This is a genomic window from Maricaulis sp. (assembly GCF_017642925.1).
Classification (GTDB): domain Bacteria; phylum Pseudomonadota; class Alphaproteobacteria; order Caulobacterales; family Maricaulaceae; genus Maricaulis.
In genome coordinates this window covers 100,600-114,647 of record NZ_JAEPOL010000001.1, presented here as the reverse complement: position 1 = coordinate 114,647, position 14,048 = coordinate 100,600, and the positions used below count along the sequence as shown (strand labels likewise).

Sequence of the window (14,048 nt, the reverse complement as noted above, 5' to 3'; positions counted from 1 at the left end):
GATCCACCTCCCCATGGAATGGGGAGGAAAGGCAGTAGCAAGCAAACACGCGGTTTCCCCGGACCTTGTTCCGGGGCCCGGCATACGAAGGCAACTGCGCTCAGCCCGTCAGCAATCACGGGCCCCGGCACAAGGCCGGGGGAAGTGTGTTTGGGGTGAAGCTGCTGCTCTTCCGCCTACGCCCGTCGCGCCTGGCATCAACACACCGCCGCTGACGCGGCGCCCCTCCGTCTCGCCGCTCACGCGGCGATCCACCTCCCCATGGAATGGGGAGGAAAGGCGGGAGTGTGCTTGATGATGGAACGCTGGCGCCCTTGGGCCTCCCCGGCTAGAGTGCCCGCAGGCACATCGGGGGATGGGTCGATGCGGGTGTTTCCTTGACGGGGAGATGACCCTTGACCAGACCATGCCCGACGCCCTTTACCCGGCGATTTTCATTTGTCCGACTGGCCCTACCGGTGCTCACCGGTGTGCTGGCCGTAACCCTTCCAGCCACTTCACCGGCTTTTGCCCGGCAGGATGACCTGCAGGCCCTGCTGTCGGCCCCTGTGGGGATCGAGCGCGCGGCGGCGGTGTCCAGCGTGCCCTTCCAGACGCGTGTGCGGAAATTCTATCTCGACGCGTCGGTGAACGGCGAGACCCGTGAATTCATTTTCGATACCGGTTCGCCGACCGTGCTGTCGCGCCAGCTCGCCGATGCACTGGGGCTGGAAATCGTCGGCCAGAATACCGGCCGCGATGCCAATGGCACGCCGATCACCATGGATTTCGCGATTATCGACCGGCTGACCCTGGGCGACGTCACCTTCACCCGCGTGCCGGTGCTGATCCATGATTTCTCCGGCCTGGCGACCGGGGCCTGCCTGATCGATGGCGGGGTGATCGGGTCGGAAATCCTGCCCGGCAGTGCCTGGCGGATCGATACGTCGGCCGGCCGGCTGGAGATCGCTGAAAGCGCCGCGGCTCTGGCGCCGCTGGAAACGGCCCTGGAAGCACCGCTGCATGATTTCGGCTATCCGCACGCGCCGGTGCTGGACTATGCGCTGGGGCGGATCGAGGACAAGGCATTGTTCGATACCGGCAGCGAGGAAGAAGTGGTGCTGTTCCAGGAGGTCGCGGACAGCCGTCCGGCGCGGTCGCACATCGTGCGCGGCTCGGTGGTGACCGGCCAGGGCAGTGATGGCGAAGGCGCGGGCGGGCGGTCTGAAAACCGCGAACTGGTGCGCTTCTCGCTCGAGGACTTCCGGATCGGCGAGATGTCACCCGGTCTCGTGCGCGCCACCACACGCACGGTCCCGCCCAGCCTGGTGGGCGCGGGGATGATGGACCGGTTCATCGTGACGCTGGACTATCCCGGCGCGGCCTTCACCCTGTCGCCGCGCGACGCGCCGGCGCCGGAACGGATCGAGCCGGGCTTTGCCCTTGCCTTTGCCGAAGAGGGTGTCGAGGTGGTGCAGCTGTACGAGGGCTCGCCGGCAGACGAAGCCGGCCTGCGCCTGGGCGACCGCGTCACGGCGATCGACGGGCGCGCGCTGGGCAGTGATGGCTGCGAGGACGTGCTCTGGCTCATGTCAGAGTACAGCGAGGCCGATGGCGGCGCGCTGACGGTGGATCGCGCAGGCGAAACGCGTGTCATCGAGGTGCCGCCGGTGCGGTGAGGGGGTGGGGGCGCGCAAACCCGGGCGTGTCATCCCGGATGAATGCCCCGCGCAGGCGGGGCGCAAGTCCGGGACCCATAATCCCGGTGTGTGCCCAGATGTCGTCGGTATCGAACCTGCTTTCGGCAGACAGCGAGCGTATGGGTCCCGGCCCTCCGGCCTGCCTGCGCAGGCCATACGGCCGGGATGACAGAGGGGAGGTCAGGGAGACCGCTCCTTGTCGCCATCCAGCACGCCTTCCGCCAGGCTTGCTCCGGCTGTCAGCGGGCTGCGACAAAAAGTCTGCATTGCATTTTAGTCTGTGATGCAGACATGATGCCCGTCAATGGAGGTGACCATGACGATGCCCCTGACCCGCGCCCTGTACCGGCGCTCATTTGACGATGGCTGGCTGGACACACTGACCGGTCTCGGCCTGGTGCTGATCGGGCTGGCCTGGCTGGCGGACCAGATCGTGCTCGGCGCACTCGTTCCGGCGGTTCTCGCGCCATTCTGGACAATCGGCCGGCGCGGCCTGATTGAGCCCCGCCTTGCTTCGCCGCAATTCGGGTCGGCGCAGCAGGCCGAAACCCGGCGTTCACTGACGGGCTGGCTGATCTTCGGGGCCGGCGTCGGCCTGACCGAGCTGGCCTTCCTGATATTCGTCAATCGCGGCGGAACGGGACTGGGCGGCCTGGCCAATATGGCGGTCGGTATTCCGGTCATGCTGGTTGGCCTGGGTCTCTTCGCCGGACTGATCCTGGGTGCAAAACGGTTTGCGGCCTACGGTCTCTTCGCGATCGGGCTTGGCCTGGCCGGCGTGTGGACGGGCGTTGACCGGCCCGGCCTGCTCATTCTCCTGTCGGGTGTACTGGTTCTGGCATGTGGCGGTGCGCTTCTGGCCCGCTTCATGATGCGCCATCCGGCAAGCGGGGGCGGGGATGCCTGAGGCCGATATCCTGCCGGAGATCCGGGATGTGCTGGCGCTGGACAAGACGATCCACGAGCCGGCCCGGCTGGCGATCCTGGCGCTCCTGCTCTCGGTCGATAGTGCTGACTTCACCTGGCTGATGCGCCAGACCGGACTGACCCAGGGCAATCTGTCCGCCCATCTGGGCAAGCTGGACGCGGCCGGCCTGGTGTCGGTCGAGAAAGGGTTCGAGGGCAAGCGCCCGAAAACAACGCTGCGCATCACACAGGACGGGGCCGCGCGTCTGAATGCCCAGGGCAAGGCCCTGATCCGCTTTCTCGGCCTGATCGATATCCGGCCGTCCCGGGGGACGAAAACACGAAGGGAAACCTCCTCATGACACCCGTCAGATCCCTCGGCTTCAACGCCGCCATCCTTGTCGTGTCCATCATCATGGCGCTGCTCTACCTGCAACCCGCCTTCGGTGCCGATGCGCCCGCGCGGACGCTGCTTGTCTTCAGTGTGTGGGCCGGCATCGCGCTGGCCAGCGGCGCGGTGCTGGTTGTGCGTATGGCGCGGCGGCAGGGGTGAGGGTTTGGGGCGCTCTCTTCCCCACATTGTGAGGAAGAAACTTCATGCCCGTTTTCCCCGGACCCCGTTCCGGGGCCTGTGATTGCTGACAAACTGAGCACAGAGCGTCGTCGTTTGCCGGGCCCCGGAACGGGGTCCGGGGAAAGTACGCTTGAGTTAGAGAAAGTGCGCTTGAGCTAGAGAAAAGTCTGCTGGAGTACGGGAACACCCCTTAATCGCTGCCGAGCACTTCCACGGTCAGGTTTTCGTTCGTGTAGACGCAGATGCGGGCGGCGATGGCCATGGATTTGCGGGCGATGACTTCCGGGTCGTCCTCGTAGTCGAACAGGGCCCGGGCGGCCGAGAGGGCGTAATTGCCGCCGGAGCCGACAGCGACGATGCCGTCTTCCGGTTCCAGCACATCGCCGGCGCCGGTCAGGAGATAGGTTTCCACGCTGTCGCCGACGATCAGCATGGCTTCCAGGCGGCGCAGATAGCGGTCGGTGCGCCAGTCCTTGGCGAGCTCGACACAGGCGCGGGCGAGCTGGCCGGGATATTGTTCCAGCTTGGCTTCCAGGCGTTCGAACAGGGCGAAGGCGTCGGCCGTGGCGCCGGCGAAACCGGCCACCACATTGCCGCCGGCCAGGCGGCGCACCTTGCGGGCATTGCCCTTCATCACGGTCGGCCCGATCGACACCTGTCCGTCGCCGGCGACCACCAGCTTGCCGGCCTTGCGGACCGCGACAATCGTGGTGCCCCGCCACTGGCTGGCATCGGCATAGTCGGTCGGGGAAGCGTGGGTCATGCGAGGGTCTCCCTTGGATACCCCCTGCATGTGGCTGGGTCCGGCGCCGGGATCAAGTCCCCGGCGCCGGGCGGGGCTATTCGTTGACGGCGCGGTCGGCGCTGGAATCGGTGGCGAATTCCACCAGATCGGCACCCGGCATCGGACGTCCGAACAGGAAGCCCTGGGCCAGGGTGGCCCCCTGCAGGCGCAGCATGTTCATCTGCTCGGCGGTTTCCACGCCTTCCGCAACGGTTTCCAGTTTCAGCGACTTGGCCATGGCCAGGATCGTCTCGACGACGATGCGGGCGTGCGGGTCGGTCGCCATGTCGCGCACGAAGGACTGGTCGATCTTGAACACGTCGAACGGCATGCGCGTCAGGTAGGACAGGGAGGAGTGGCCCGTACCGAAATCGTCGATGGCGAAGCTGACACCGCGATCGCGCAGCGGCTGCACCTGTTCGATCACCCGTTCCGGGTTTTCCATCGCGATCGACTCGGTGAGCTCCAGCTCCAGCAGGTGCGGCGGCAGATCGGCGGCCTGCAGCGCGTCGAGCACGGAGTCCGAGAAGCCCTCGCGTTCGAACTGCATGGCGGAGACATTGACTGCGACCGGGATTTCCAGACCGCGGGCGCGCCAAGAGGCCGCTTCGCGGCAGGCGGCGCGCAGCACCCAGTCGCCGATCTCGCCGATCAGGCCGCATTCCTCGGCCGCCTCGATGAAGGCGCCGGGCGACAGAAGGCCCGCCGTCGGGTGCTGCCAGCGCACCAGCGCTTCGGCCCCGGCACACGTGCCGTCTTTCATCAGGACTTTGGGCTGGTAGTAGACGACCAGCTGGTCCTGCTGCACGGCGTCGCGCAGCTCGTTTTCCAGCACCAGGCGCTCGAAGGCGGACTGGTTCATGGTCGGCTCGAAGAATTGCGCGGCCGAACCCCCGGCGCGTTTGGCATGGGCCATCGCCAGGTCGGCATGGCGCATCAGGGTTTCCGGGTCGGCCCCGTCCTGCGGGAAGACGGCGACACCGATCGACACGCCCAGGAAGACGTGGTGGCCGGAAATCTCGAAGGGCATGCGGATCGCGTCGACCAGCTTGTTGGCAATACGGGCCGCGTCGGCGCTGTCGGCGATCTGCGGCAGCAGCACGGTGAATTCGTCGCCGCCGAGACGGGCGACCATGGAGGGTTCCTCGCCGCTGGCGGAGGCCATGTCACAGCCGCGGGCAACCTCGGACAGGCGGCGGCCGACCATTTCCAGCAGGCGGTCGCCCTCGCCGATACCCAGACTGTCATTGACGCGCTTGAAGCGATCGAGATCGAGGAAGAGCACGGCACCGGACGTGCCCTCTTCCAGCGCCTTGCGGGCCACGCGCTCGGTTTCCTTGCGGAAGCGCTCGCGGTTGGGCAGCTCGGTCACCAGGTCGACATAGGCCAGGCGGTGGATGCGTTTGAGATTGCCGTCCAGGCGCGCAAACATGCGGTTGAAGGCATTGGCGAGCACTTCCAGCTCGTCGCCCGTCTTCACATTGATGCGCATGTCGAGATTTTTCGACGAGGCCAGGCGTGCGGCATCGGTCAGCGTCTGCACCGGCTTGAGGGCGCGGCCGACGATGAGGGCGGCCAGCGGCAGGAAAATCCCCAGGGCGAACAGCGCGATCAGCGTCTGGCGCTGGATCGCTGCATTGCGCGAGGCGACCAGTTCGACCAGTTCGCGCTTGGCGTAGACGACACCGACCAGGCGGCGTTCGGCGGTGTAGACCGGCGCGGCCATTTCCAGGAAACCGTCATGCACGGAATAGCGCAGATCCCCGGCGCCCAGGGCCATGACGGCCATGTCGGCAGCGCGCAGGCGGCCCTGTTCGCGGTCGTCATCATAGGCTTCGCCGAGCACTTCACGGCGATTATTGAGGACGTACATTTCCTGCGCGCCCAGCGAGGCGATCAGTTCCTCGACATACAGGTCGACGAAACCGTTATTGTTTTCGGACACCGCGTTGGCCAGCCGGCTCGCCGTCGTCTGCAGCGAGGCCACAGACCGGTCGATCAGCAGGTTACGCGTTTCCCGTTGCGCGGAAATGCTCTCCAGCGTCATCAGCATGAGTGTGGTCGCGAAGATAAGAGCGCCGGTGAGCAGCGTGAACTTCATCACCAGCGAACGCATTACCCGCGACACCGCTTTGCGGATGGGTGCCATGTCTACCCCTGAGCGCGCTCCGGTTCTGGAGCGCGTTTTCACCACCAAATACGCAGGCAAGAAGACCTTCTCGCCCGTTCTCAAGGGTCACGGTGACACCAAGCACTTGAATTGTGGTTAAAATGCCGGAGTTTTTTCGTTAAGTTTTTAGTCGAATACCGGAAACGCCTTTACTCGAAGGCGATTCCGGCCTCTTCCGCGAGGTCTTTCAGACTGCAGTCGGGACGCGCGCCATAGTGCGAGATGATCTCGGCGGCGGAAATCGCCCCCATTTTCCCCGCTTCCGCCAGCGGCCGGCCCTGGGCAATGCCCAGAAGGAAGCCGGACGCGAACAGATCGCCCGCGCCCGTGGTGTCGACCAGTTTCGAAACCGGTTCGGCTGCTACGGTCACGGTCTCCTCGCCGGCGACGATCACGGCGCCCTTTTCCGACCGGGTCACGGCGGCGATCGCCACATCCTGGCGCACGGCGTTGAGGGCGGTGTCGAAATCCTCGGTCTCGTACAGCGCCAGCAGCTCGGCCTCATTGGCCAGCAGGATATCGATGTGATTGGCCACGAGATGGCGGAAGGAAGCGCGGTGCCGGTCGACGCAGAACACGTCGGACAGGGTCAGCGCGGTGCGGCGATTGGCAGCGGCAGCCATTTCGGCGGCGGCGACATAGGCGCGCTTGGCCTCTTCGCGGTCGAAGAGATAGCCTTCCAGATAGATGATCTCGGCAGCCTTGAGCGCGTCAGCGCCGGCTTCCACATCATCCTCGGTCACCAGGGCGGCGGCGCCCAGGAAGGTGCACATCGAGCGTGCCGCATCCGGGGTGACATTGATCAGGCAGCGGCCCGAGGCCGGACCTTCCTGCAGGGCCGGCGTGTCGAAATGCACGCCGATCGTGCGGATATCATGGGTGAAGATCTCGCCCAGCTGGTCATTGGCCACCTTGCCGATATAGGCCGCCTTGCCGCCCAGCGAGGCGACACCGGCGACGGTGTTGGCGGCGGATCCGCCGGAGGCTTCCTTGCCCGGCTGCATGCGCGCATAGAGCGAACGCGCCCGGTCCTCGTCGATCAGTGTCATGGCATTCTTGGCAATGCCCTCGGCGGCGAGAAACTCGTCGCTGGCCGGCGAGAGAACGTCGACAATGGCATTGCCGACGGCGAGCACGTCGAAACGGGCTTGGGACATGGAAAATCCGTTCAGTGGCTGAAAGACAGCGGGTTGAGCCGTGACACCTAACCGCAGCGCTGCGCGAGAACAAGGCTTGCGGCCGGACGCCGCTCTGCTAAAGCCCGCGCCATGACCCGTATCGCCTTCCTCACCGCGGCCTGCATGTTCCGCGACAATCCCGCCGCCCGCGCCGACTGTTTCGAGTACGAGCTCGAGATCGCCGCGCTGCAGCCGGCCTGTGTGGCCGCCGGTTTCGACCTCGTGCCGGTGATCTGGGACGATCCGGACTTCGACCCGGCCGCCTTCGACGGCGCGATGATCGGCACCTGCTGGGATTATATGGAAAAGCCGGACGCCTTCATGGCGAAGCTGGAGGCGATTTCTGCGGCGACGCGCCTGTTCAATCCGCTGCCCATGGTGCGCTGGAACAGCCGCAAGACCTATCTCAAGGACCTTGCCGAACGCGGCGCCCCGATGATCCCGACCGTGTGGGCCGACCGCGCCACGGCGGACACGATCACGGCAGCCTTCGAGACGCTGGACTGCGACGATATCGTGGTGAAACCGGTCCTGGGGGCCGGGGCCTGGCGCCAGGCCCGGATCCGCAAGGGCGAGCCCGTTCCCGCAGCCGAGGCCCTGCCGCCCGCGGACTGCATGATCCAGCCCTTCCTGCCGGCCGTGGCGGAAGAGGGCGAATATGCCTTCCTCTTCTTCGGCGGCGAGTTCTCGCACTGTGCCCGGAAAATCCCCGCCAGCGGCGATTACCGCGTGCAGTCGGAATATGGCGGACACGAGGAAATCCATGTGCCCGGCGAAGACGAGCTGGCGCTGGCCCGTTCGGTGCTCGACTGTATCGATGGCGAGCCGCTGTATGCGCGGGTCGACATGCTGCGCGGGCTCGACGGCCAGCTGGCGCTGATCGAGATCGAGCTGATCGAACCCTATCTCTATCCCGAACAGGGCCCGCAAATGGGCGAGACCCTGGCCCGCGCGCTGGGGCGGATGCTGGCGGTGCCGGCCTAGAAAAGCGGCGGTTCCGGGGAACGCGCAGGCGTACGCGCCCGTTGGTGTCACGACTTCGCCATCGACTGCGTATAAAGCCGCGCCCATGACCGAGAAACTGCGCAATGAAGACGATCTGACCGGCGTGACGCGTCTTGTCCGCCTGGAGATCGCCAATGCCCGCCGCGCCCTGGACGGCATGGGCGAGGATCCCCTGCTGGCCGTGCACGAGGCGCGCAAGAGCATCAAGCGCGCCCGGTCGATTGCGCGTCTGCTGCGCGAGAGCGATCGCGAGGTGGCCAGCCTGGTCAATGCCGCCGCCCGGCGCGCCGGACACGTGCTGGCCGAGGCCCGCGATGCCGACAGCCTGGAGCAGCTGGCCCGTGCGATGGTCCGTGACTGCGACGACGATGCGGCGCGGCCGGCCCTGTCGGAACTGGCGGCGCAGGCGCGCGCCGACCGTGAACGGGTCGATCGCGAGACGGCGGCCCGGCAGGCGGCCCGTGCGCTGGACGAGATGGACCGGGCGCTGGCCGGCCTGCCCACGCCGGACGATGCGCCGGATGTGGTCGCCCGCGGCATGGCGCGCACCTATCGCCGCGCCGCAAAGCGGCTGGGCAAGGCGCAGTCCGTGCCGGATAGCGAACGCCTGCACGAATTGCGCAAACGCACCCAGGACTGGCGCTACCAGGCGATTGCGCTGAAGCGGGCCTGGCCGGACGAGGTGGCGCGCCGCAAGTCGCAGACCGACGCGCTGGTCGATCTGCTCGGCCTGCACCACGACCTCTCCCGCCTCGCCCGCCGGCTGGACGATCTGGCCGATGCGGATGCCGCGATCGAGCGGGTCGAGGCGCGTTGCGAGGCGCTGGCCGCCCAAGCGCTGGAGCGGGCCGAGGCCGTGTTCGGCGACAGGCCGAAAAAGGTGAAAAAGGCGCTGAAGGCCGGCTTCCGGGACGCGGGATAGCGCTGACCCTGAACAGGGACCGGAGCCGGGCCTTGAAACGGCCCGGATTGCCCGTCCTGATGAGGCCTTTCCACGTCCAGACCCGTCCCATGCGAGGCCGCCATGATCCGTCACAGTCTCTCCGCCCTTCTCCTGGCTGCCGGCCTGTCGGCCTGTGCCGCGACGTCCGGTCCGGCCGCACCGGACACCTATCGCGCAATCAGCATCACCGAGACGCCCTGTTTCGGCTTCTGCCCGGCCTATACGATCACCGTCACGCCGGACGATCGCTATGTGCTCGAGGCGCGCAGCCATACGCAGACGCAGGGCCGCACCACGGGCGCGCTGGAAGCCGGCAGTTTTGCCCGCATGACCGCCGTGCTCGAGCGCGAGGATGCGGCCAGCCTGCCGGTCTCGATCAACACACAGGACGACAACACCTGCCCGCTCTGGCACACCGATGCGCCGGGCTATGAGCTGTCCGTCACCCGTGTAGATGGCCGTCAGGATGTCAGCTGGTATCGCGGCTGCTCCGGCCACCCGGCTATCGAACGCCTGGAACGCATCAGCGAGGCCCTGCGGGCGCAGTATGACTACGACACGCTGATCGCTGTGGAGCGGTAGGGGGGTAAACTCAGCCTCGCCACTTTCCCTGGGCCCCGGAACAAGTCCGGGGAAAGTGGTGAGGTTGGGGAAAATGGATTGTACTGGGGAAATGGAGAGGGTGTCAGGACAAGCAAGGGCTCGCCCCGCTTGCGGGGGAGCTGTCCGCGAAGCGGACTGAGGGGGCGGTGCGGAGCACCGCAGAGCGCGGCAGCGCGCATTCACTTACCCCCTTCGACCTCACCCGCCCAAGGCCAGACCCAGTCGGTTTCCCCGGACCCCGTTCCGGGGCCTGGCAAAGGTGAAGAGGGGATCACTGCTGCCCCTCGAACCGGACGTGGCCGGCTTCATCGCAAGCGCGTCGAGGCCACCAGGCCCCGGAACAGGTCCGGGGAAAATAGAGAGAGTGTCAGGGCAAGCCCTGCGCCTTAAACGCCTTTCGGGGCCGGTGTCTTGTCCTTGAACTGGCAGATATCCTCGATCGGGCAGCGCCAGCATTCCGGCTTGCGGGCCTTGCAGACATAGCGGCCGTGCAGGATCAGCCAGTGGTGGGCGCCCTGGCGGAATTCGTCGGGCATGATCTTTTCCAGCCGCAGTTCGACCGCCAGCGGGTCCTTGCCCGGCGCCAGTTTCGTGCGGTTGGAGACACGGAAGATATGCGTGTCGACGGCGATGGTCGGCACGCCGAACGCCTCGTTGAGCACCACATTCGCGGTCTTGCGGCCGACGCCCGGCAGTGCTTCCAGCGCCTCGCGTTCGGCCGGCACGATGCCGCCATGCTTCTCGATCAGGATTTTCGACAGGGCGATGACATTCTTGGCCTTGTTGCGGAACAGGCCGATCGTCTTGATCCGGTCGCGCACATGATCCTCGCCCAGCGCGACCATCTTCTCCGGCGTATCGGCTTCCTGGAACAAGAGCTTCGTCGCCTTGTTCACGCCGACATCGGTGGCCTGGGCCGACAGGGCGACCGCGACCAAAAGCGTATAGGGATTGGTATAGTCCAGCTCGGTGCGCGGCGCAGGCCGATCCTGCGCCAGGCGCGCCATCAGGTCATGGGCCTGCTCGCGGGAAAGGCCGCGCGGCTGGGACTTGCGGCGGGATTTCGGCTTGGCGGCGGTCTTGCGGGGCGTGGATATCGTCATGGCCGCAGGTATAGCCGCTTCGCGCGGCCTGTCATCCGGCGCGCGGACCCGGCGGCCATTGTCTCGCCCTCAGGAGCGATTATCTTGCCCGTCATGCGCACGATCGTGGAAAGCTGGCCCGCCGAGGCGGAGGCCGTTGCACCGCATGAGGGCCCGGCCTTCATGGAGGCCGAACTGGCGCCCAACCGGTCGCTGCCCAATCCCGCCTTCACGGCGCTGATGATCGCCATCGCCATCATCTCTTTCAGCGCCGGCATGCTGTTCATCACCATCGGGGCCTGGCCGGTGACGCCGTTTTTCGGGCTCGATGCCTTCCTGGTCTGGCTGGCCTTCCGCATCTCCTATCGCGACGGGCGGGCGCGCGAATGGGTGACGGTGAATGCACGCGATATCGAGGTGGTGCGCCAGCACCCGACCGGGCATCGCCGCCGCTACCGCCTGCCTACGGCCTGGGTGCAATTGCGCCTGATCGATCCGGGTGAACACCATGCCCAGCTGGCGCTGAGCGCCCATGGCCGCGCGCTGGTGCTGGGCAGTTTTCTCAGCCCGCCCGAGCGCGGCGAATTTGCCGAGGCGCTGGGGGCGGCGATCGATACGGCACGCCGATCCCTCAACCCGGCGCAAGAACCGGGTGGAGCCGTGCCGGCCGGTGGCTAGACTGGCCGCATGATGACCGCACAAATTCTCGATCTGGACACGGCCTGCCGTGATTATCGCCGCATCGCCTCGGCCCTCGCCTGGCTGGGCGAAAACTGGCGCGACCATCCCGATCTGGACGCCGCAGCGCGCTCGGCCGGCCTGTCGCCGCACCACTTCCAGCGCCTGTTCACCCGCTGGGTGGGGCTGAGCCCGAAGAAATATGTCGGCGCGCTGGCCCATGGCGCCGCGCGCGAGGCGCTGGAGGACGGCGCCAGCATTCTCGATGCCGCCTTCGATGCCGGCCTGTCCGGCCCCGGCCGGCTGCACGATCTCTTCATCGCCCACGAAGCCGTGACGCCGGGCGATGCGAAACGGCGCGGTGCCGGGCTGAGCTTTACCTGGGGTGCAACGCCCACACCCTTCGGCGAAGCGGTGCTGCTGATCGCGCCGCGCGGCCTCTCCGCTCTCGCCTTTGCCGAACCGGATATCGACACTGCCTTTGCAGACCTGCACGCCCGTTTTCCCGCCGCAGACTATGTCCGCGATGACAGCGAGGCGCGGGCCTGGGCCGAGCGCATCTTCCAGGGCGGCGGGCCTGGTGCGCCGGTGCCGCTGGCGCTCTACGGCACGCCTTGGCAGCGCCAGGTCTGGCGGGCGCTGCTGGACATCCCGGCCGGCGAGACGACGAGCTACAAGTCGATCGCCCAGCAGGTCTGCACCCCGAAGGCGGCGCGCGCCGTGGGGGCCGCGGTCGGGGCGAACCCGGTCGCCTGGCTGATCCCCTGCCACCGCGTCATTGCGGCGGACGGTCAGCTGACCGGCTATCACTGGGGTGTCGAACGCAAGCGCGCCATGCTCGCCTACGAGGCGGCAGCGAGCTAAACTGGGTCCCATGGACCTTTCACACCCCTTCGCCATTGCCGGCATCACAGGCCTTGTTGCCGCCGCCGCCTTCCTGATCCGCTGGGTCGCGGCGCGCCGGCGGCTGATGGAAGACGCGCGGATCGAGTATGCCGAGCGCTGCGAGAGCAAGCCGGCGACCGTGCGGGGCGTCGATGCGGCCGCGTTCGAACGCCTCTATGTCGCTGCCTACGAGCCGCGCTGGGCGCTCTATGCCGCCGGTACGCTGGTGCTGGCGATCGGTATCACGCCGCTGGCCGCGCTGGGCCTGGTGGCGTTCTGGCCGATCATCGTCATGGGGCTGGATGGCGGGCCCTGGTATGATGAGGGCTATTATCCGTGGATGTTCTACATGTTCTTCGGATTCTGCCTGATCTGGGCGGCCTGCGGCGCGCTGATGGCCCGCATCCACCATGCCCGCTCGCCGGAATCCTTCGTGCCGGCCCTGGCCCGCGCGCGCGGCGAACCCTTCGATGACATTGTCATTCCGCGCAAACGCCCCAAATGGGCGGTAAGAGCGGTGCCCGATCCGAAAAATCCCGGTCAGCGGGACACGGGGACCGAACCCGCCAACGAGACGAATTAGGACGGATTGCCATGCGCTACCTGCACACCATGGTCCGGGTTTCGGACCTGGACGCGAGCCTGCGTTTCTACTGCGAAGGCCTGGGCCTCAAGGAAATCAGCCGGATGGACAGCGAGAAGGGGCGTTTCACCCTGATCTTTCTCGCCACGCCGGAAGATGTCGCGGCGGCAGGCTATACCGGCGGCAAGATCCCCGAAGGCCTGCCCTGTGTCGAGCTGACCCATAACTGGGATCCGGAGGAGTATTCCGGCGGCCGCAATTTCGGGCATCTCGCCTATCGCATGGACAATGTCTACGACACCTGCGCCCATTTGCAGGCGATGGGCTATACGATCAACCGTCCGCCGCGCGACGGCCATATGGCTTTCGTGCGCTCGCCGGACGGTATCTCGGTGGAACTCCTGCAGCGCGGCGAGAATCTCCCGCCGCAGGAGCCCTGGGCCTCGATGGAAAACACCGGCAGCTGGTAGCGCCGGTTTCTTTCAGGGCGTCATTCAAACCGTCATTCCGGCGAAAGCCGGAACCCAGCTCGTAGAGCTGGATGGTCGCTGGTTGTGATGAGCGTGCCCTGTGGACCGGGCCCTGGCGGACACTTGCGCCCGTTGAGGCGGGCGTCTGGGCTTTGACAGGCTCGCGCACGCGCAAACCAGCCCATTGATTTCATGCCGGGATTTCGCCGCAGGGGAGGCGTCTCGTCAAGGGGCCAGCCCGCATGCGGCGCCCTTGACGAGACGCCTCCCCTGCGGCCTGCTGGCTGGCAAGAGATCAATGGATAGACGGGGCTGGGGGAGGATCTTCCCGGCCCTTCCCTGTCATCCCGGATGGATGCCTGGCGAAAGCCGGGCGCAAGTCCGGGACCCATAACCCCGCTGCTCATCCAGCTGTCACAGATATCGAGCCTGCTTGCGGCCCACACCGTGCGTATGGGTCCCGGCGCTTCGGCCCGCCTGCGCGGGCCGTTCGGCCGGGATGACACGA

At 66.7% G+C, this 14,048-nt stretch carries 15 protein-coding genes; 11 read left to right on the top strand and 4 right to left on the bottom strand.

Annotated features, from left to right (window positions below; translation table 11 throughout):
- Nucleotides 1-395 precede the first annotated feature (395 nt).
- From JJ918_RS00550 to JJ918_RS00535, 4 genes are all read left to right on the top strand, one after another.
- On the top strand, nucleotides 396-1,658 hold the full coding sequence (locus JJ918_RS00550; protein WP_291881913.1) for an aspartyl protease family protein: 1,263 nt from the start codon (nucleotides 396-398) through the stop codon (nucleotides 1,656-1,658).
- A gap of 337 nt (nucleotides 1,659-1,995) precedes the next feature.
- Nucleotides 1,996-2,586: a hypothetical protein gene (locus JJ918_RS00545; RefSeq protein WP_291881910.1), complete on the top strand. Its 591-nt coding sequence runs from the start codon at nucleotides 1,996-1,998 to the stop codon at nucleotides 2,584-2,586.
- Nucleotides 2,579-2,947, top strand: coding sequence for a transcriptional regulator (locus tag JJ918_RS00540; RefSeq protein WP_291881908.1), 369 nt, complete (start codon nucleotides 2,579-2,581; stop codon nucleotides 2,945-2,947). The genes JJ918_RS00545 and JJ918_RS00540 overlap by 8 nt, the downstream gene beginning before the upstream one ends.
- Nucleotides 2,944-3,138, top strand: coding sequence for a hypothetical protein (locus JJ918_RS00535; protein ID WP_291881905.1), 195 nt, complete (start codon nucleotides 2,944-2,946; stop codon nucleotides 3,136-3,138). Before JJ918_RS00540 ends, JJ918_RS00535 begins: the two co-directional genes overlap by 4 nt.
- A gap of 211 nt (nucleotides 3,139-3,349) precedes the next feature.
- Here the strand turns inward: JJ918_RS00535 and hslV are convergent, their stop codons facing one another.
- From hslV to JJ918_RS00520, 3 genes are all read right to left on the bottom strand, one after another.
- On the bottom strand, nucleotides 3,350-3,922 hold the full coding sequence (gene hslV, locus JJ918_RS00530) for an ATP-dependent protease subunit HslV (RefSeq protein WP_291881902.1): 573 nt from the start codon (nucleotides 3,920-3,922) through the stop codon (nucleotides 3,350-3,352).
- A 76-nt stretch (nucleotides 3,923-3,998) separates the two neighbouring features.
- Nucleotides 3,999-6,092: an EAL domain-containing protein gene (locus JJ918_RS00525; protein ID WP_291881899.1), complete on the bottom strand. Its 2,094-nt coding sequence runs from the start codon at nucleotides 6,090-6,092 to the stop codon at nucleotides 3,999-4,001.
- 170 nt (nucleotides 6,093-6,262) lie between these two features.
- The gene (locus tag JJ918_RS00520; RefSeq protein WP_291881896.1) at nucleotides 6,263-7,270 is read right to left on the bottom strand and encodes an adenosine kinase; all 1,008 of its coding nucleotides are present in this window, start codon (nucleotides 7,268-7,270) and stop codon (nucleotides 6,263-6,265) included.
- A 111-nt stretch (nucleotides 7,271-7,381) separates the two neighbouring features.
- On the opposite strand from JJ918_RS00520, the gene JJ918_RS00515 reads away from it, so the two are divergent.
- The 3 genes from JJ918_RS00515 (at nucleotide 7,382) to JJ918_RS00505 (ending at nucleotide 9,821) form a co-directional block, all read left to right on the top strand.
- Nucleotides 7,382-8,275 (top strand): hypothetical protein, encoded by an 894-nt coding sequence (locus tag JJ918_RS00515; RefSeq protein WP_291881893.1) that lies wholly within the window; start codon nucleotides 7,382-7,384, stop codon nucleotides 8,273-8,275.
- Nucleotides 8,276-8,360: 85 nt separating this feature from the next.
- On the top strand, nucleotides 8,361-9,218 hold the full coding sequence (locus tag JJ918_RS00510) for a CHAD domain-containing protein (RefSeq protein ID WP_291881890.1): 858 nt from the start codon (nucleotides 8,361-8,363) through the stop codon (nucleotides 9,216-9,218).
- Between the two features lie 102 nt (nucleotides 9,219-9,320).
- On the top strand, nucleotides 9,321-9,821 hold the full coding sequence (locus tag JJ918_RS00505) for a DUF6438 domain-containing protein (RefSeq protein WP_291881888.1): 501 nt from the start codon (nucleotides 9,321-9,323) through the stop codon (nucleotides 9,819-9,821).
- 407 nt (nucleotides 9,822-10,228) lie between these two features.
- On the opposite strand, the gene nth is transcribed toward JJ918_RS00505, so the two are convergent.
- Nucleotides 10,229-10,945: an endonuclease III gene (gene nth, locus JJ918_RS00500; protein ID WP_291881885.1), complete on the bottom strand. Its 717-nt coding sequence runs from the start codon at nucleotides 10,943-10,945 to the stop codon at nucleotides 10,229-10,231.
- 93 nt (nucleotides 10,946-11,038) lie between these two features.
- Here nth and JJ918_RS00495 point away from each other — a divergent pair, with 93 nt between their 5' ends.
- Genes JJ918_RS00495 through JJ918_RS00480 form a run of 4 tightly spaced genes read left to right on the top strand, consistent with a single transcriptional unit; the run spans nucleotide 11,039 to nucleotide 13,540 of the window.
- Nucleotides 11,039-11,602 (top strand): DUF2244 domain-containing protein, encoded by a 564-nt coding sequence (locus tag JJ918_RS00495; protein ID WP_291882413.1) that lies wholly within the window; start codon nucleotides 11,039-11,041, stop codon nucleotides 11,600-11,602.
- 9 nt (nucleotides 11,603-11,611) lie between these two features.
- A complete protein-coding gene (locus JJ918_RS00490) occupies nucleotides 11,612-12,466 on the top strand; it encodes a methylated-DNA--[protein]-cysteine S-methyltransferase (protein WP_291881882.1) in 855 nt (284 codons plus the stop codon).
- 10 nt (nucleotides 12,467-12,476) lie between these two features.
- Nucleotides 12,477-13,070, top strand: coding sequence for a hypothetical protein (locus tag JJ918_RS00485; RefSeq protein WP_291881879.1), 594 nt, complete (start codon nucleotides 12,477-12,479; stop codon nucleotides 13,068-13,070).
- A gap of 11 nt (nucleotides 13,071-13,081) precedes the next feature.
- Entirely contained in the window at nucleotides 13,082-13,540 is a 459-nt protein-coding gene (locus tag JJ918_RS00480; RefSeq protein ID WP_291881876.1) for a VOC family protein, read from the top strand.
- Nucleotides 13,541-14,048 lie beyond the last annotated feature (508 nt).

Coding starts and splice junctions, on each gene's coding strand:
- JJ918_RS00545 (WP_291881910.1), top strand. CDS start 1,996: ATGACGATGCCCCTGACCCGCGCCCTGTACCGGCGCTCATTTGACGAT.
- JJ918_RS00540 (WP_291881908.1), top strand. CDS start 2,579: ATGCCTGAGGCCGATATCCTGCCGGAGATCCGGGATGTGCTGGCGCTG.
- JJ918_RS00535 (WP_291881905.1), top strand. CDS start 2,944: ATGACACCCGTCAGATCCCTCGGCTTCAACGCCGCCATCCTTGTCGTG.
- hslV (WP_291881902.1), bottom strand. CDS start 3,922: ATGACCCACGCTTCCCCGACCGACTATGCCGATGCCAGCCAGTGGCGG.
- JJ918_RS00525 (WP_291881899.1), bottom strand. CDS start 6,092: ATGGCACCCATCCGCAAAGCGGTGTCGCGGGTAATGCGTTCGCTGGTG.
- JJ918_RS00520 (WP_291881896.1), bottom strand. CDS start 7,270: ATGTCCCAAGCCCGTTTCGACGTGCTCGCCGTCGGCAATGCCATTGTC.
- JJ918_RS00515 (WP_291881893.1), top strand. CDS start 7,382: ATGACCCGTATCGCCTTCCTCACCGCGGCCTGCATGTTCCGCGACAAT.
- JJ918_RS00510 (WP_291881890.1), top strand. CDS start 8,361: ATGACCGAGAAACTGCGCAATGAAGACGATCTGACCGGCGTGACGCGT.
- JJ918_RS00505 (WP_291881888.1), top strand. CDS start 9,321: ATGATCCGTCACAGTCTCTCCGCCCTTCTCCTGGCTGCCGGCCTGTCG.
- nth (WP_291881885.1), bottom strand. CDS start 10,945: ATGACGATATCCACGCCCCGCAAGACCGCCGCCAAGCCGAAATCCCGC.
- JJ918_RS00495 (WP_291882413.1), top strand. CDS start 11,039: ATGCGCACGATCGTGGAAAGCTGGCCCGCCGAGGCGGAGGCCGTTGCA.
- JJ918_RS00490 (WP_291881882.1), top strand. CDS start 11,612: ATGATGACCGCACAAATTCTCGATCTGGACACGGCCTGCCGTGATTAT.
- JJ918_RS00485 (WP_291881879.1), top strand. CDS start 12,477: ATGGACCTTTCACACCCCTTCGCCATTGCCGGCATCACAGGCCTTGTT.
- JJ918_RS00480 (WP_291881876.1), top strand. CDS start 13,082: ATGCGCTACCTGCACACCATGGTCCGGGTTTCGGACCTGGACGCGAGC.